Raw genomic sequence first — 16779 nt, 5'->3', positions numbered from 1 at the left:
GCGGCCCCCCGGGGGGGGGCCGGGGCGCCCGGGCTGGGCCCGCTGGGGGCTTCGCCCGGCCCGGGGGGGGGCGCCCCCGCCGGGGGGGGGGGCGGGGGGGGGGGGGGCGGGCCCCCCCCCGCCCCCCCGTCGTCGTGCCCGGGTCAGTTGAACAGCACCCGCAGCGAGAACGTGGCCTCCTCGGCGCTCTGCTTGCCGCTGAGCCCCACGGCGCGCAGCACCTGCGCGTTGGCCTTCTCCTCGCCCTGCAGGTTGGCCAGGTAGAGCTTCTCCACCTTGTCCAGGTCCACGAACAGGGCGAAGTTCGCGTCCGCTCCGTCGGCGACCGCCTTCTGGAAGGTCTCGCTGTCGCCGAGCGTGCCCTCCTCCGACAGCTTCTGCGCGTAGTCCTGGGTGGTGGCGATCGTGAACGTGTCGTCGCCCGCGACCTTGGCGATCTGCGGCGCGGCCGCGCCGTTGGCCGTCATCGCGCGCTGCACCTTGTCGAGCACGGCCTGCGCCTTGGCCGGGTCGGTCACGATGCGCACACCGCCCTTGACCTGCTGGGTGTCGAGGCCCTCGCTGTCGACGGCCACCGTCAGGTTCTTGCCGAGCATGGTGGCCAGGTCGCCGGGCAGTTCCAGCCCGTACTGCTGCCTGGCCTGGTCGATGGCCCGCTTGAAGTCCGCGGCGGCGCCCGAGCCGAGCGACTTCTCGATGTCGGCCCACTTCTTGGTGACGGTCTGGTCGAGGCCGGAGAACGACAGCGCGCCCGCGGTGGTGGCGGGGAGCTTGGTCAGGTCGGCGGCCGCCGTGTCGCCCTCGATCGGGTTCTCGGCCCCTCGCACCACGCCGGCCAGCTCGACGTACTCGCTGTCGAAGCGCAGCGCTCCGGCGAAGCGGGCGTTCTTGACCTGCTCCACGGCGGCGGCCTGCTCGGCCGGGATGGCGTCGCCGGCGACCTTCACGATCTCGCCGAGGTGCGCCCAGTAGGACAGCACGCCCTGCTCGCCCACGGCGCTCAGGTCGTCGCTGAAGTCGGCGTTGCCGGCCAGCGTGGCCTCGCCCGCGGCGTGCTTGTCGGCCTGCGCCTGCTCCTCGGTGAGCAGGGCGTAGTCGTCGCGGAAGGCGATGCCGTACTTGTCGTCGCCCATCAGCTTGGCGATGCCGGCCTTGGCCTGCTCCTCGTCCTTGACCTGGACGGCCACCGCGAAGCCGGGCTCCTTGCCGCCCTCGGGGGGCAGGATGGCCACGCCGATCCGGCTGCCGAGCCACGGGTCCACGTCCTTGGCGAAGTCGACCTTGGCCAGGTCGTCGCCGCCGTCCTTCTTCATGGCCTTGAACAGCGCCTCGCGCGGGTCCTCGCCGCTGAAGGAGTCCTTGGTCGCGGTGAACTTGCGGGCGAGCTGGAACAGCGCCACCTTCTGGTTGGCGGCCGGGTCCAGGTCGAGCCGGAAGTAGGCGATCGCGTTGCCGGGCAGCACGTCGTGCGGCTGGGTGCCGCCGCCGCCGAACGCGCCCACCGCCCAGACCGCCCCGCCGCCGAGCAGCACCACGGCCAGCGCGGACGCCAGCGCGATGATCCAGCCCTTGCGGCTCTTCTGGGCCGGCTGCCCGCCGGGGCCGCCCAGCATGTCGGGACCCTGCTGCCATCCTGCCTGGCCGTAGGGGTCCTGCTGGCCGTAACCGGGCTGCTGGGTGGGGCCGGCCTGCCCGTAGCCCTGCTGCCCGTAGCCCTGCTGCCCGAAGCTCTGCTGCCCGTAGTCGGCCTGCTGCCCGTAGCCCTGGCCCTGCTGGCCGTAACCGGGCTGCTGCTGGCCATAGCCGGGCTGCTGCTGGCCGAACGCCTGCTGGCCATAGCCCTGCTGCTCGTAACCGGCCTGCTGCCCGTAGCCCTGCTGGCCGTAGCCCTGCTGTCCGTAGTCGGGCTGCTGTCCGTAGCCCTGCTGGCCGTAGCCCTGCTGTCCGTAGTCGGGCTGCTGTCCGTAGCCCTGCTGCTCATACCCGGGCTGCCCGTAACCCTGGCTCTGGTACGGCTGCTGCGGGGGGTACGGCTGGCCGTGGGGCGGCGGCGCCGGGTGACCCGGCTCCTGCTCCTGGCCCCAGCGATACGCCGTGGTCCGGTCAGGATCCTGGCCATGAGGGGGATTATTCGCAGACATCACTCAACTCACAATGTGGACTTATGACCACAGAGAAGGTAGCTGATGTTGCTAGACGGGCGCTTGCAATGCACTGAAGTCCGGATGCATGCCGGTGACCGCCATGTCGTAGGGTTGGGGCCGTACTAGAACAACGTTCGGGAGTTGGGGCGGCGCGGATGACCAAGTTCGACGAGGCCACGCAGGCGATCCGGGTCGACGAGACCACCTACGACGTGTGCCTCGACCCCGGCTACGCGATCGGCGGCCCGCTCAACGGCGGCTACCTGATGGCCGTGGTCCTGCGGGCCGCCGTCGACGCCGCACCGTTCGAGCACCCCGTCAGCACGACCGCGCAGTTCCTCCGGGCGCCCGTCGCCGGCCCGGCCCGGGTGGAGGTCGAGCGGGTCAAGACCGGCCGCACCGTGGCGTTCCTGCGCGCCAGGCTGGTGCAGAACGACGCGGCGCAGATGGAGTGCCTGGTCACCGCGGCCACCCTCGGCGACGAGCCGCCCGCCTACGCCGACGGGCAGGCGCACCTCATGCCACCGCCCGAGCAGTGCGTGAAGCTGCCCGACCCCAGGCCCGAGTCCGGCATGACGCTCAACGCCCAGATGGAGCTCCTGTTCGACCCGCCCACGATCGGCTGGCTGAACGGCGAGCCCACCGGCCGGCCCGAGTCGCGCGCCTACTTCCGGATGAGCGAGCCGCAGGACCCCGACCCGTACGTGCTGGCGCTCGCCGTCGACGCCCTGCCGCCCGTCGTGTTCTCCGCCGGGGCGCGCGGCTGGGCGCCCACCGTGGACCTGACCTGGCACCTGCGTGCCCTGCCCGCCCCCGGCCTGCTCACGCTCATCGGCAGCGGGCGGCTGGTGCACGACGGCTGGTTCGACGAGGAGGTCGAGGTGCGCGACTCGCGCGGCCGGCTCGTCGCCCAGTCACGCCAGCTGGCGCGGGTGGGACGCGGATAGCCCCAGGGACACGCCTGCGCACTGTGAGGATTCTTACGCAGTGCGGATCCCGCAGGTCGCCTACCCTCTGAAGGGTGCCGGAAGCGAGCATCGGGATCTTCGACAGCGGAGTGGGCGGCCTGACGGTCGCCCGGGCGATCATCGACCAACTGCCCCACGAGTCCATCACCTACGTGGCCGACACGGCCAACCAGCCGTACGGGCCCAAGAGCATCGCCGAGCTGCGCGCGTACGCGCTGCGGGTCATGGACCACCTCGTCGAGCAGGACGTCAAGATGCTCGTGATCGCGTGCAACAGCGCCAGCGCCGCCGTGCTGCGCGACGCCCGCGAACGGTACGACGTGCCCGTGGTCGAGGTGATCCAGCCGGCCACCCGGCGCGCGGTGCGCGCCACCCGCACCGGCAGGGTCGGAGTGATCGCCACCAGGGCCACGATCCAGTCGATGGCCTACCACGACGCCTTCACCGCCGCCCCCGACGTTCAGCTCACCAGCGTGGCCGCCCCCCTGCTGGTCGAATACGTCGAACGCGGCGAGACGATGAGCGACGAGCTCATCGGCGTGGTCCGCGACTACCTGAGACCCATCAGGGAGGCCGGATGCGACACGCTCATCCTCGGCTGCACCCACTACCCGCTGCTCACCGGCGCCATCTCCTACGTCGCCGGTGACGGGGTCACGCTGGTCTCCAGCGCCGAAGAGACGGCCAAGGACGTCTATCGGATCCTGCACGACCGTGACTTGGCGGCCGGCAGCGACGCCACCCCCCGGCACCGCTTCCGCGCCACCGGCGACTCCACGTTGTTCGCCCAGCTCGGACGGCGTTTCCTGGGCCCGGAGATCGACGCGGTCGATGTCACACCAGTGGGGGGTACTACCTCTAACGGAGGCCCACATGAAGGTGACCATCATCGGCTGCTCGGGTAGCTTCCCGGGCCCTGACAGCCCCGCGTCCTGCTACCTGCTGGAAGCGGACGGCTTCCGGCTGCTGCTCGACTTCGGCGCCGGCGCGCTGGGCGCCCTCCAACGGCACATCGGACTCTACGACGTCGACGCCATCTGCCTGTCCCACCTGCACGCCGACCACTGCCTCGACATGTGCGCCTACCACGTGGCACGCACGTACGGGCCCGACGCGCCCTACCCACGGGTGCCCGTCCACGCGCCCGGCGACGCGCCGCACCGGCTGGCCGCCGCCTACGGCATGCCCGACGAGCCGGGCATGGAGACCGCCTTCGCCTTCGAGCAGTTGCGGCCCGGCACGTTCGAGGTCGGCCCGTTCACGGTGACGGCCGGGCTGGTCAACCACCCGGTCGAGGCCTACGGCTTCCGCGTCTCGCACGGCGGGCGCAGCGTCGCCTACTCCGGCGACACCGGGGAGACGGCGGAGCTGGTGCGCCTGGCCGAGGACGCCGACCTGCTGCTGTGCGAGGCGTCGTTCGTCGATGGGCCCGACCTGCCCGCCGACCTGCACCTGTCGGGCCGCCAGGCCGCCGAGCACGCCGCCAAGGCCCGCGTCGGCAGGCTGGTGCTCACCCACCTCGTGCCCTGGCACGACCAGGCTCGCATCCTGGACGACGCCGCCCACGGCGGCTACGGCGGGCCGATCGAGCTGGCCCGCAGCGGCGCCGTCTACGAGCTGGCCTGACCCGCCCGTCAGGGACGGGTCCGCACCTGCGTGAAGTCGCGCAGCCGCACCAGCGGCGAGAACAGCAACGGCAGGAACGACAGCAGCCGGCCGCCCATGAACACCCACAGCGCCTGCCGCACGCCGATCTGCTGCGCCACGATCCCGCCGAGCAGCGCGCCGAGCGGCATCGTGCTCCACACCACGAACCTGACCGTGGCGTTGACCCGGCCCAGCATGCCCTCCGGCGCGACCGTCTGCCGGTAGGTGACCTGCCCCACGTTGTAGAGGACCGCGCCCCACGACAGCACGATCGAGGCGACGACGAAGAACGAGACCCGCCAGCCGGCCTGCGTCATCGGCAGCAGCAGGCCGAAGGGCGACGTCACGGCCAGGGACAGCCAGGTCACCCGTGCGGTGCCGTACCTGCCGAACAGCCGGGCGCCGGTCAGGCCGCCGAGCAGCCCGCCGACCGCGCCCGACATGAGCAGCACCCCGATCAGCCCGGCCGGCAGGAGCACCACGTCCGCCAGGAACAGCACCGATAAGCTGATCACGGCACTGAGGCAGAGATTGGTGCCCATGGTGGTGATCATGATCGGTCGCAGCACCCCGTCGCGCAGGACGAACGCCACGCCCGCACGGATGTCGCGCCCCATCCCGGCGCCGCCCCGCGCGGGCGCGGGCGGCCGGTCGAGGGTCCTGATCGAGCGGAGCGCCACGGCCGAGACGAGCGAGGCCAAGGCCGTGGCCAGCACGGTCAGCGGCGCTCCGACAAGCTGCGCCAGCGCGCCGCCGACGCCCGGCCCGGCCAGCGCGCCGCCCGAGCGCACCACCTCCAGCTTGGAGTTGCCGCTGCCGAGATGCTCCTTGCCGACGAGCTCCGGCAGGTAGGTCTGGTCGGCCACGTCGTTGAAGACCTGCGCCACCCCCGCCAGCAGCGCCACCACGAGCAGCATGCCCATCGACAGCAGCCCCAGGGCGTGCGCGATCGGGACGCTCGCCAGCAGCGCGCACCTGACCAGGTCGGCGGTCACCATCACGCGCCGTCTGCGCATCCGGTCGACCCACACCCCGGCCGGCAGGCCGACCGCCAGGAACGCCGCGCTCTGCAGCGCCGACAGCAGACCCACCTCGAACGCCCCCACGTTCAGGGTCAGCACGGCGACCAGCGGGAGCGCCACGCGCGAGATGTTCGTCCCGATCTCGTTGGCCACATGCGAGCTCAGGAAGCGGAGGAAGTCAGGGCTCCGCAACACCCCCGTTGTCATTGCGTAAGGATCCATGTGTCGGACACATTCGGTCAAGAGCGTCACGGCACGGAGATAGGGTGATCTGCATGTCTCGACAGGATGGCCGCACGCCTGACCAACTCCGCCCGATCACGATCACGCGGGGGTGGCTGGCCCACGCGGAAGGCTCGGTGCTCGTGGAGTTCGGCGGCACCAAGGTGCTGTGCGCGGCCTCCGTCCAGGACAGCGTGCCGCGCTGGCGGCGGGGCAGCGGCCAGGGCTGGGTGACCGCCGAGTACGCGATGCTGCCGCGCGCCACCAACACCCGCAACGACCGCGAGTCGGTCCGGGGCAAGATCGGCGGTCGCACCCACGAGATCTCCCGGCTGATCGGCCGCTCCCTGCGGGCCTGCGTCGACTACAAGGCGCTCGGCGAGAACTCCGTGCTGCTCGACTGCGACGTCCTGCAGGCCGACGGCGGCACCAGGACCGCCGCCATCACCGGCGCGTACGTGGCGCTCGCCGACGCGGTCGCCTGGATGCGCGCGCGCAAGATGTGTCCCGGCGACCCGCTCGTCAGCTCGGTGTCGGCCGTCTCGGTGGGCGTCGTCGGCTCGGTGCCGATGCTCGACCTGTGCTACAGCGAGGACGTCGTCGCCGAGACCGACATGAACGTCGTCATGACCGGCACCGGCAGCTTCGTCGAGGTGCAGGGCACCGCCGAGGGCGCGCCGTTCGACCGGGGCACGCTCGACCGGCTGCTCGACCTGGCCGTGGCCGGCTGCGAGGAGCTGACGCTCATCCAGGAGGAGGCACTGGGCCGATGAAGATCGTGCTGGCCACCCGCAACGCGGGCAAGATCGCCGAACTGCGCCGCATCCTCGCAGGGTTCGACATCGTGGGGCTGGAGGAGTTCCCGTCCATCGGCGAGATCGCCGAGACGGGGATCACCTTCGAGGAGAACGCCCTGATCAAGGCGCACGCCGTCGCCCAGAGCTCCGGGCTGCCCGCCGTGGCCGACGACTCCGGCCTCTGCGTCGACGTGCTGGGCGGCATGCCCGGAGTCTTCTCCGCCCGCTGGTCCGGCCGTCACGGCGACGACCGGGCCAACCTCGACCTGCTCCTGGCCCAGGTCTCCGACGTGCCCGCCGAGCGGCTGACCGCCGGCTTCGCCTGCGTGGCCGCGCTGGCGCTGCCGTCGGGGGAGGCGCGGGCGGTCGACGGCGTCCTGCGGGGCAGCCTCGTCACCACCCCCAGGGGGACAGGCGGGTTCGGATACGACCCGATCTTCGTCCCCGAGGGGGAGACCCGCACCACGGCGGAGCTGTCGCCGGAGGAGAAGGACGCGATCAGCCACCGGGGCCGCGCCTTCCGCGCTCTGGCCCCCGTCGTCCGCGACCTGCTGTCCGCGTGACCCGTGACTCCGTAACCGGGGCGTAAGAACCACACCGCTGCGGCGGGCGTAGCGTCGGAAACGTGCAGAGCAATGACGTGGTGCCCGCCTGGGCGGGCGCGCTCGCGGGCGCGGTGGCCGGCGCCGTGGCGCTCGGAGTGGCCCAGCTCGTCGCCGGGGTGGTCCGGCCCGAGGCGTCCCCGGTCGTGGCGGTGGGCGGCGCCGCCGTCGACCTGGCGCCGCCGTCCCTGAAAGAGTTCGCGATCTCAGCCTTCGGCGAGAACGACAAGACAGTGCTCGTCGGGGGCACGCTGGCGGTGCTCGCCGTCCTGGCGGCGGCGGTCGGCGTGCTGGCGCTGCGCCGGACGGCCTACGGGTACGCCGGGTTGGCCGCGCTGGGGGTCGTCGGGCTGGCCGCCGTCCTCACCAGGCCCGGTGCCGCCCTCCTCGACGTGCTGCCGACCGCCGTCGGCATGGCGGCCGGCGCGGGGGCGCTGCGATGGCTGGTACGGCGCGCGCGCGGCCCCGGCACGCGAACCGGCGAGTTCGCGGAGGCGACGGCATTCGGGCACTCGCCCGCTACCGGCTCGGCCGGGACTGGCTCGGCCGGTTACGGCTCGGCCGGTTACGGCTCGGCCGGGACAGGCACAGCCGCTTACGGCTCGTCAGGTACCGGCTCGACCGGGACGGGGAGGGCCGCGGCCGGAGGGGAGCGGCCGGCGGTGATGCGGGCGGGGGAGGAGTTGCGCGCGTTCGACCGGCGGAGCCTGCTCACCGGCGTCGCGGGCGGGGTGGTGGTCGCGGGGGCGGGCACCGCGCTCGGCCGGATACTGGCGGGACGGCAGGCGGTCGACGCCGCCCGGAGCGGGCTGGCGCTGCCGGCTTCCGCGACTCCGGCCGCGCCCCTGCCCGCAGGGGTGGACCTCGGCGTCGACGGCCTGACCCCCTTCATCACGAAAAATCGCGACTTCTACCGGGTGGACACCGCGCTCGTCGTCCCCCAGGTCGATCCCCGCGCCTGGCGGCTGCGCATCCACGGCATGGTGGACCGACCCGTCGAGATCACCTACGCCGAGCTGTTGAGGATGCCCCTCACCGAGGCCGACGTCACGCTGACCTGCGTCTCCAACGAGGTGGGCGGCCCGTACGCCGGCAACGCCCGCTGGCTCGGCGTCCGGATGGCCGACGTGCTGCGCGGCGCCGGTCTCCAGTCCGGCGCCGACATGCTGCTGTCCACCTCCGACGACGGCTTCACCTGCGGCACCCCGGTGGACGTGGTGATGGACGGGCGTGCGGCGCTGTTCGCCGTGGCCATGAACGGGGAGGTGCTGCCCGTGGACCACGGCTTCCCCGTGCGGCAGGTGGTGCCGGGGCTGTACGGGTACGTGTCGGCGACCAAGTGGGTGGTGGACGTCAAGGTGACCCGGTTCGACCGGGACGAGGCGTACTGGACGCCGCGCGGCTGGGCGGCCAGGGGGCCGATCAAGACGCAGTCGCGGATCGACCTGCCCAAGCCGGACGCCTCGCTCGCGGCCGGGCCGGTCACGATCGCCGGGGTCGCCTGGGCGCAGCACACCGGGATCGACGCCGTGGAGGTCCGCGTGGACCGGGGCGCCTGGCGGCAGGCGAGGCTGGCCCAGGTGCCGGGACCGGACACCTGGCGGCAGTGGGCGCTCGACTGGGACGCCACTCCGGGCAGCCACACGATCGAGGTACGCGCCACGGACGCCGCCGGCCGTACCCAGCCAGAGGAGCGGACGCCCACAGCACCGGACGGGGCGACCGGCTGGCACACCGTAACGGTCCAGGTCGCCTGACCGGCCGGCCGGGCTCGGCGGTTCCTTCACGTTTGTGCTGGTACGGCCGGTGGCCGGTGACGCGAAAGTTCCCGACTCTCCCTCCTGGCACGCGCGGGCGGCCCTACGATCGGTCGTCGAGCAGGACAGGAGGGAGCACGTGATCCGCGACCGCAAGCCCGGCGTCCGACGGGTCCCTGCCGAGGGGGCCTACAACCCCATGGTCGGCGACGGCGTGCGCTGGCGTGACTACGAGCGCGCCGCCGAACCCGAACCACCCGACGCCCCTCCGACTCCGCCCCCCACGGCCTCGCCGTCCGAGGAGAACCCCGCCGCCACGGTCCCTCCTCGCGACCACGAGTCCCCTCCGTCGCCGCGAGACGCACCGGCGCCGGTGCCGCCTTCGCCGCCGCCTTCGCCGCCGCCTTCGCCGCCGGTGTTTCCGCCGCCGGCGGCACCGCGGCAGGCGCCCGCCGCGCCGGCGGCAGGCCAGGGCGGCCAACCTTCCCTTGCGGGCCCACAGACAGGGAATCCGCCCGGGGCAGCGGCGTTCCCAGGCGAGACGCCCCCCAAGCCGTGGGCGTTCCCGGAGGCGTCGCCTGCGCCGGTGGCGTTCCCGGGGGAGGCACCGCGTGTGCCGGCGGCGTTCCCAGGGGAGGCGTCGCCCGCGGTGGCGGCGTCGCCCCGCGAGATCGCGCCCGTGACGACGGCCCCCCAAGGTACGGCGGCTCCGGCGACACCCTCCGCCTATCGCGGGGCCATGTGGCCGCCGCCACCCGTCCCCCGTGGACCCGAGGCGTTCACGCCGACCGGGCCGATGCCGGAGGGCAGCTCCGAGACGCCTCCTCAGCCGGCGCCAGGGGCCGAGGCACGCCCGCACATGCCGCCCCGCCCTGAGTCGCGCCCGCACGTGCCGCCCGGGCCTGAGGCGCGCCCGCCCGTGCCGCCCGGCCCTGAGGCGCGCGGCACGGGACAGGCGACGCCGCCCCCTCCCGCGAGCCACCCCGAACGGAGGCCGGGGCCGACGCACGACGGCTTCACCCGCCGGGACGGCACGGCGGCGCGGCCGCCCGCCGGAGAGCCCATCCCGGCGGGCGGGACGCGGACCTGGTTCGACCTGTCGCACCGGCCGCCCAGGCTGGCGCACTGCAGGCCGTACGGGGTGCCGGGCGGGCTGGCGCGGCCGGACCGGCTGGTGGAGCAGGACCTCGCGCTGGCCGTGCCGCCCGGCACCCGCTTTCCCGACCCGCGCGGCACCTGGGTGCGGCTGGTGAACGGCGGAGGACCGGCTGACGACCCGTTCCGGGCCTCCAACGCCGCCGACTGCGCGCTGGCCGTGCTGTCCACCTGGCACGGCGAGCCCGCCGCCGCCGCACCGAGACAGCCCGAGTACGACAGGATCGGCCGGCCGCTGCTCAGCGGCGAGGCGGGTGGCACGGCGCGGATCGAGCGGTGGATCGGGCAGCGGTTCCAGTTCGCCGGCCACGGGCGGCACGCCTACGCCATGCTGGCGCGGCGGCTGCTCGACGCCGGGCACGGCGCGGCGGCCGTGCTCCTGGTCCGCTGGCCGGGTGGCGGCGCGCACGCGTGGAACGCCGTCAACTCGGGCGGCGAGGTGATCTGGATCGACGCCCAGCGCGGGCACATGGCGGTGGAGCCGCCCTACACCACGGTGACCGGCGTGTTCTGCATCATCATCGACAGCGAGGGACGACCCCGGTGAACCTCGAACAGGCCAGGGCGGTTGCGGAGGAGTACTACAACGGCATGCGGCCGGTGGACGACCCGGTGACCGTGGGCCTGCACCAGTTCCACCAAGGGTACGTGGCGTGGGTTCGCGAGCCGGAGCCCGACGACCCGGCCACCCTGCCGAGCACGGTGGGCGGCGGGTGCATCGTGATCGACAAGGTCACGGGCGAGGTCGTGTGCCGTCCGCTCCTCGACCCGGAGACTGTCGCCGAGTTGTGGCCGGGCCGCACCCCCCGTTGACACCGCTGGGGCGGATTTAGCCGTACGCTTCTGCGGGGGCGTCCCCGGCCAGGGCTCGCAGGCCGGGGACGTCCCTCTCCGGAGGCGGCCGCGTCACCCCGCGGCGAGGGAGCCGACGATCGAGGCTCGGGCCGCGCGGCGGGCCGGCAGCACCGAGGCGAGCACCCCGGCCAGGCCGGACAGCGCGACGAGCATCGCGATCTGCCCGCCGGGCACCGCGTACCGGGCGCCGTCGATCATGACGCGCACGGCCGCCCAGCCGAACACCAGCCCGAGCACCACCCCGACGAGCGCGCCGATCACCCCCAGCACCAGAGCCTCCACCGACAGCGTCCGCCGGAGTTGCGGCCGGGTCAGCCCGAGGGCCCGCAGCAGCGCCGACTCCCGGGTCCGTTCGTGGACGGACAGCGACAGCGTGTTGGCGATGCCGAGCAGCGAGATGAGGGCGGCCAGCCCGAGCAGGCCGGTGACGATCATCAGCATCATGTCCAGCGCTTCGTCGAACTCGCCTCGCACCGCGGTCGAGCTCGACACCTTGACCGTCGGGTAGGCCGCGACGGCCGCGTCGACCAGCTCGCGCGCCTGCTCGGGAGCGACGCCGTCCTTGACGTTGACCAGCACGCTGGAGTCCGGCAGCGCGCCGAAGGCGCGGTCGAACTGCGCGGGGGCCACGGTGAGCGACGGCAGCGGCGTGTCGTCGTCCACCAGGGCCACCACGGTCAGCGGCACCGTGCCGGCCCGCTCGGTCCGCACCGGCACGGTGCCGCCCACCCGCCAGCCGAACTCCTCGGCCGTGGCGGCGCGCACCGCGACCTCGCCGGGCCCGAGGTCGCGCAGGGAGCCGGCCTTCACCACCGGCTCCAGCGGCCCCTCGTACGCGCCCACCCGCACCTGCCGGCGGCCGCTCGTCGCCGTCGTCTGGCGGATCTGGACGACCTCGCGCAGCTCCGGCCGCTGCCGCAGCGACTCGCCGACCGCCCGCGGCACGGCCGCCTCCCGGTCCTGGGCGGCCAGCATGTAGTCGATGGGGAACTGCTCGTCCAGCTTCGCGTCCATCGTCACCCGGGTCGAGGCGGTGACCACCGAGATGAGCGTCATCAGCGTCACGCCGATCGTCAGCGCCACCGTCGTGGTGGCCGCCCGCTTGGGGTTGCGGCCGGAGTTGTCCACGGCGAGCCGCCCCGGCACCCCGAACAGCCGGCGCGGAACCCACCCGACCAGCGCGCTGAGCGGCCTGACCAGCACCGGACCGAGAATCAGCACGCCGAGGAAGGTCAGCGCGCCCCCGGCCATGACGACGATGAGCGTCGACGGCTGCCCGGGCTCCAGGGCCAGCGCGCCGACACCGGCCGTGCCGAGGCCCGCCGACAGGAACAGCCCGGCGAACAGCAGCCGCAGCACGCCGGTGCGGAACGTCTGCTCCTCCGCCTGCGTGCGCAGCGCCGCGACGGGCGCGACCCGCGTGGCGGTCCGCGCGGGCAGCAGCGCCGCTCCCACGGTCACCACCAGGCCGAGCGACAGCCCGATGGCGATCGTCGACGGCGCCAGCGTGACACCGGCGTCGGTCGGCAGCGGCGCGTCGAACGCCTCAAGGACCAGCATGGTGACGACGCCCAGGCCGTACCCGGTGAGCAGGCCCAGCCCGGACGACAGCAGCCCGACCACCGCGGATTCGATCAGGATCGAGCCGAACACCTGGCCACGCGTCGCGCCGACGCAGCGCAGCAGCGCCATCTCCTTGGTGCGCTGCGCGACGAGGATGTTGAACGTGTTGTAGATCACCAGCGCGGCCACCATCATGGCGACCAGGCCGAACATCAGCAGCGCCAGGCTCATCGCCTCGATCTCGACGCCGGCCTGGGCCGCCAGGTGGGCGGCCAGCTCGGTGCCGGTCCGCACCTCGGCGTCCGCTCCCACGGCGGCGGCCACGGCGGCGGCCACGACCTGCTTGAGCCGGGCCGGGTCAGCTCCGGCCAGGTCGATCTCCTGGAAGCCTCGCTCGCCGGTCATCCGCTGCGCCGCGGCCGGGGTGAACCCGACGGCGCCGGTGTAGGCCAGCTCCTGGTCGACGCCGGGGTCGAACAGGCCGACGAGTTCGAACGCGTGCCGGTCGCCCTTGTGGTCGAGCACCGTGATCGTGTCGCCGACCTTGAACCCCTGCGCCTTGGCGGTGTTCTCGTCGAGCACCGCGGCCCCGTCGTCGGAGCCGGGGCCGGTGCCGGTGACGATCGTGGTGCGGTTCAGCGGCCCGGACGCCACGGAGACGCCCGACGTCGGCACGTCACCGGCCGCCTTGCCGTCCTTGCCGATCAGCGGCGCCCGTCCACGCGTCAGACCCTGCGCGTCGGTGACGCCGGGCAGCGCGCGCAGCCGTTCCAGCAGGCTCGGCGCGAGCGTGGCCGGCTCGGCGCCGGGCCGGGCCGGCTTCGGCAGGACGGCCACGGCCACCTTGTCCGCCTCCGCCGTGACGCGCTGCCCGAACCCGGCCTTGATGGTGTCGGTCAGCACGAACGTGCCCGCGATGAAGCCCACCCCGAGGGTGATCGCCAGCGAGGTCAGCAGCAGCCGCAGCGTGTGTGCGCGCAGCCCCGCCAGAGCCGTCCTCAGCACCTCAGCCCTCCAGCCGCATCAGCGTGTCGAGCACGCCCTGCGGGGTCGGCGCGTCCAGCTCGGAGACCGGCGTGCCGTCGTGCAGGAACACCACCCGGTCGGCGTACGCGGCCGCCATCGGGTCGTGCGTCACCATGACGATCGTCTGCCCCAGCTCACGCACGGACGTGCGCAGGAACGACAGCACCTCGGCGCCGCTGCGCGAGTCGAGGTTGCCCGTCGGCTCGTCAGCGAAGATCACCTGCGGCTTGCTGATGAGCGCCCTGGCCACGGCCACCCGCTGCTGCTGGCCGCCCGACAGCTCGCTCGGCCGGTGGCCGAGCCGGTCCTTCAGCCCCACCGTCTCGATGACCCGGTCGAACAGCACCTGGTCCGCCTGCCTGGCCGAGATCTCCAGCGGCAGGCGGATGTTCTGCTCGGCGGTAAGCGTCGGCAGCAGGTTGAACGCCTGGAAGATGAAGCCGATCCGGTCGCGGCGCAGCAGCGTGAGCTGCTTGTCGGTCAGCCCCGTCAGCTCCACGTCCCCGATGTGCACGGTGCCGGACGTGGCGGTGTCGAGCCCGGCCAGGCAGTGCATCAGCGTGGACTTGCCCGAGCCCGAAGGCCCCATGATCGCGGTGAAGGCGCCGGTCGCGAAGGCCACGTCCACCCCGCGCAAAGCGTGGACGCGGGCGTCGCCCTGGCCGTACACCTTGGTCAGGCCCCTGGCGACCACGGCGGGAGGCGCCTGGCGCCGCGTCTCGGTGAGGGTCACGTTCACTCCTTAGGTGCTTGTCGAACGCGAACCACGCTAGGGGCGGCCCCCGGCCGATCCATGGGCCCTGAGGAGGGACTTCAGGTAGGACGCCAGATGACCCGGGGTCAGCCTTTCGGCCGATGGGAGGGCACGATCAGCCCCGCCTCGTACGCGTACACCACGGCCTGCGCCCGGTCCCGCAGCCCCAGCTTGGCCAGCACCCGGCCCAGGTGCGTCTTGACCGTGCCCTCGGCGACCTCCAGCCCGGCGGCGATCTCCAGGTTGGACAGGCCGCGGGCCACCATGAGCAGGACCTCGCGCTCGCGCGGCGTCAGCTCGGCCACGCCCGGCAGGTCCTCGGTGGGCAGGTGCGCGGCGAACCGGTCGAGCATCCGCCGCAGCGTCCGCGGCGCCACGACGGCGTCGCCCGCGTGCACGGTCCTGATGGCGCTCACCAGGTCGGCCGGCGGCACGTCCTTCAGCAGGAAGCCGGACGCGCCCGCCTTGACCGCGGCGAAGGCGTACTCGTCCAGGTCGAACGTGGTCAGGATGAGCACCTTGGGACCGCTGATCCGGGAGGCGGCCTCGACGCCGTCCATGCGCGGCATCCGCACGTCCATCAGCACCACGTCCACCTCGGTGCCCCGCAGGGCGGCGAGCGCCTGCTCGCCGTCGCCGGCCTCCGCCACCACCTCGATGTCGGGCTGGGCCCCCAGCACCATCCGGAACCCCGCCCGCAGCAGCTCCTGGTCGTCGACCAGCATCACCCGGATCACCACGCGCCTCCACTTCCGGACGTCACCGCGGCCACTATGCCGCCCGCGTCACGGGCACCGGCAGCCGGGCCAGCACCTCGAAGCCGCCGCCCCGGCGCGGCTCGGCCGACACGGCGCCGCCGTACATGGCCACCCGCTCCCTCATGCCGATCAGCCCGTGCCCGTCGGGGCTGCGCGGCGCCGAGGCACCGCGGCCGTCGTCGGTGACCCGCACGACCAGGTCGGTCCCGCCGTACACCAGCTCGACCAGCGCGCGCACGCCCGGCCCGCCGTGCTTGAGCGCGTTGGTCAGCGCCTCCTGCACGATGCGGTAGACGACGAGCTGCTGACCCTCCGGCAGCTCGCACGCCTCGCCGGACACCCGCAGCCGGGCCGGCACGCCCGCGCCGTCCACCAGCTCCGCCAACTGCGCCAGGCCCGGCTGCGGGGTGTAGTCGGTGGCGTCGGCCTCGCTCTCGCGCAGCACGCCGACCAGCCTGCGCATCTCGGCGAGCGCCTCCCGGCCGGTGCGGGAGATGGCGCGCACCGCCTGGCGGGCCTGCTCCGGGTCACTGTCGATGGCGTAGCCCGCGCCGTCGGCCTGGACCACGATCACGCTGACGTTGTGCGCCACCACGTCGTGCAGCTCCCTGGCGATCCGGGCGCGCTCGGCGGCGGCGGCCATCCTGGCCTGCTGGTCGCGCTCGTGCTCGGCTCGTACGGCCCGCTCTTCCAGGCCCTCCAGGTAGCGCCGGCGCGTGCTGGCGTACAGGCCGGTCAGCCAGACCGTGACGACGAAGATCGAGCCGCTGAAGAACGTGCTGATCGTCACCTGCTCCCAGCGCACGATGACCAGGAACACCCCGAGTTCGGCGACCAGCCAGGCCGCGAACGCCCACCCGAACGAGCGGGTGCACGCCACCGACCAGAGCGCCATGAGCACGCTCAGGTTGGCCGGCACCAGGTCGACGCCCAGCAGCCACTGGCCGAAGCAGACCAGCGCCACACCCGCGAACGCCGCGAGCGGTCGCCGCCGCTGCCACAGCAGCGGCGCCAGCAGGGCCGCCGACAGTACCAGGTAGCCGCCGACGCCGATCCGCATGCCGGGCGGCCCCGCCGCGGGAGCCGCCGCGTACGGCCAGGCCATGAGCACCGCCAGCCCGGCGAGCGGCGCCACCCGCAGGGCGTCCATCAGCTTGACGTGGCTCTTGGACCACTCATGTACCCTGCCGAACACATCATCACGATACGTAGCCTGTGCCCGGGCTTCGTCCGCCTTCAGGGGGAAGCCGAGGTACGACCCAGGTCTGACGTGACTCGTCGGAGGCGACCCCGTCTTACGCGGGCTTTACGGGGTCTTGGGCATCCTTGTCATTGGGAGCGCCCGCTGGGGGGCGAGTAAAGGGAGATCGTGATGGCGGATCATGATCGCGAAGTCGGGGGGGGGGGGGGGGGGGGGGGGGGGGGGGGGCGGGGGGGGCGGGGGGGGCGCCCAACCCCCCGGGGGGGGGGGACCCGCCCCCCCGTATGTGTGGGTTTAGATGGTATGGG

The 16779-nt window shown here is 73.5% G+C and carries 14 protein-coding genes; 8 read left to right on the top strand and 6 right to left on the bottom strand.

Going from position 1 to position 16779, the window contains the following annotated elements; translation table 11 throughout:
• Window positions 1–143: 143 nt before the first annotated feature.
• Window positions 144–2141, bottom strand: a complete 1998-nt coding sequence (locus tag ACGF0J_RS31385) for a DUF3352 domain-containing protein (RefSeq protein WP_393151746.1) — start codon at window positions 2139–2141, stop codon at window positions 144–146.
• Between the two features lie 158 nt (window positions 2142–2299).
• On the opposite strand from ACGF0J_RS31385, the gene ACGF0J_RS31380 reads away from it, so the two are divergent.
• From ACGF0J_RS31380 to ACGF0J_RS31370, 3 genes are all read left to right on the top strand, one after another.
• On the top strand, window positions 2300–3091 hold the full coding sequence (locus ACGF0J_RS31380; protein ID WP_393151613.1) for a thioesterase family protein: 792 nt from the start codon (window positions 2300–2302) through the stop codon (window positions 3089–3091).
• A 74-nt stretch (window positions 3092–3165) separates the two neighbouring features.
• Window positions 3166–4017 (top strand): glutamate racemase, encoded by an 852-nt coding sequence (murI, locus tag ACGF0J_RS31375; protein ID WP_393151611.1) that lies wholly within the window; start codon window positions 3166–3168, stop codon window positions 4015–4017.
• Complete coding sequence (locus ACGF0J_RS31370) at window positions 3986–4738, top strand: MBL fold metallo-hydrolase (protein WP_393151609.1); 753 nt, start codon at window positions 3986–3988, stop codon at window positions 4736–4738. Before murI ends, ACGF0J_RS31370 begins: the two co-directional genes overlap by 32 nt.
• 8 nt (window positions 4739–4746) lie before the next feature.
• On the opposite strand, the gene ACGF0J_RS31365 is transcribed toward ACGF0J_RS31370, so the two are convergent.
• The gene (locus ACGF0J_RS31365) at window positions 4747–5988 is read right to left on the bottom strand and encodes an MFS transporter (protein WP_393151607.1); all 1242 of its coding nucleotides are present in this window, start codon (window positions 5986–5988) and stop codon (window positions 4747–4749) included.
• A gap of 68 nt (window positions 5989–6056) precedes the next feature.
• On the opposite strand from ACGF0J_RS31365, the gene rph reads away from it, so the two are divergent.
• The 5 genes from rph (at window position 6057) to ACGF0J_RS31340 (ending at window position 11127) form a co-directional block, all read left to right on the top strand.
• On the top strand, window positions 6057–6776 hold the full coding sequence (gene rph / locus ACGF0J_RS31360) for a ribonuclease PH (protein ID WP_393151605.1): 720 nt from the start codon (window positions 6057–6059) through the stop codon (window positions 6774–6776).
• Window positions 6773–7363 (top strand): RdgB/HAM1 family non-canonical purine NTP pyrophosphatase, encoded by a 591-nt coding sequence (rdgB, locus tag ACGF0J_RS31355; RefSeq protein ID WP_393151603.1) that lies wholly within the window; start codon window positions 6773–6775, stop codon window positions 7361–7363. Before rph ends, rdgB begins: the two co-directional genes overlap by 4 nt.
• A 62-nt stretch (window positions 7364–7425) precedes the next feature.
• A complete protein-coding gene (locus ACGF0J_RS31350; RefSeq protein WP_393151601.1) occupies window positions 7426–9159 on the top strand; it encodes a molybdopterin-dependent oxidoreductase in 1734 nt (577 codons plus the stop codon).
• Window positions 9160–10078: 919 nt separating this feature from the next.
• Window positions 10079–10861 (top strand): toxin glutamine deamidase domain-containing protein, encoded by a 783-nt coding sequence (locus tag ACGF0J_RS31345; protein ID WP_393151599.1) that lies wholly within the window; start codon window positions 10079–10081, stop codon window positions 10859–10861.
• Window positions 10858–11127 (top strand): hypothetical protein, encoded by a 270-nt coding sequence (locus tag ACGF0J_RS31340; RefSeq protein WP_185089630.1) that lies wholly within the window; start codon window positions 10858–10860, stop codon window positions 11125–11127. Before ACGF0J_RS31345 ends, ACGF0J_RS31340 begins: the two co-directional genes overlap by 4 nt.
• A gap of 93 nt (window positions 11128–11220) precedes the next feature.
• Here the strand turns inward: ACGF0J_RS31340 and ACGF0J_RS31335 are convergent, their stop codons facing one another.
• The 4 genes from ACGF0J_RS31335 to ACGF0J_RS31320 form a co-directional block, all read right to left on the bottom strand.
• Entirely contained in the window at window positions 11221–13737 is a 2517-nt protein-coding gene (locus ACGF0J_RS31335) for an ABC transporter permease (RefSeq protein WP_393151597.1), read from the bottom strand.
• Window position 13738: 1 nt separating this feature from the next.
• Window positions 13739–14491, bottom strand: a complete 753-nt coding sequence (locus tag ACGF0J_RS31330) for an ABC transporter ATP-binding protein (RefSeq protein WP_393151595.1) — start codon at window positions 14489–14491, stop codon at window positions 13739–13741.
• A gap of 107 nt (window positions 14492–14598) precedes the next feature.
• Window positions 14599–15249 carry a response regulator gene (locus tag ACGF0J_RS31325; RefSeq protein WP_393151744.1) on the bottom strand — a complete coding sequence of 217 codons (651 nt, stop codon included), beginning with the start codon at window positions 15247–15249 and terminating at the stop codon, window positions 14599–14601.
• A gap of 34 nt (window positions 15250–15283) precedes the next feature.
• Window positions 15284–16465, bottom strand: coding sequence for a sensor histidine kinase (locus ACGF0J_RS31320; RefSeq protein ID WP_393151593.1), 1182 nt, complete (start codon window positions 16463–16465; stop codon window positions 15284–15286).
• Window positions 16466–16779 lie beyond the last annotated feature (314 nt).

Origin of the sequence: Nonomuraea sp. NPDC047897 (assembly GCF_043204415.1) — a bacterium.
Taxonomy (GTDB): Bacteria; Actinomycetota; Actinomycetes; order Streptosporangiales; family Streptosporangiaceae; genus Nonomuraea.
This window is presented reverse-complemented; position numbering and strand designations above follow the sequence as displayed.

Excerpts from the sequence above, each read along its gene's own strand:
- ACGF0J_RS31385 (WP_393151746.1), bottom strand. The coding sequence starts at position 2,141 with ATGTCTGCGAATAATCCCCCTCATGGCCAGGATCCTGACCGGACCACG.
- ACGF0J_RS31380 (WP_393151613.1), top strand. The coding sequence starts at position 2,300 with ATGACCAAGTTCGACGAGGCCACGCAGGCGATCCGGGTCGACGAGACC.
- ACGF0J_RS31370 (WP_393151609.1), top strand. The coding sequence starts at position 3,986 with ATGAAGGTGACCATCATCGGCTGCTCGGGTAGCTTCCCGGGCCCTGAC.
- ACGF0J_RS31365 (WP_393151607.1), bottom strand. The coding sequence starts at position 5,988 with ATGACAACGGGGGTGTTGCGGAGCCCTGACTTCCTCCGCTTCCTGAGC.
- rph (WP_393151605.1), top strand. The coding sequence starts at position 6,057 with ATGTCTCGACAGGATGGCCGCACGCCTGACCAACTCCGCCCGATCACG.
- rdgB (WP_393151603.1), top strand. The coding sequence starts at position 6,773 with ATGAAGATCGTGCTGGCCACCCGCAACGCGGGCAAGATCGCCGAACTG.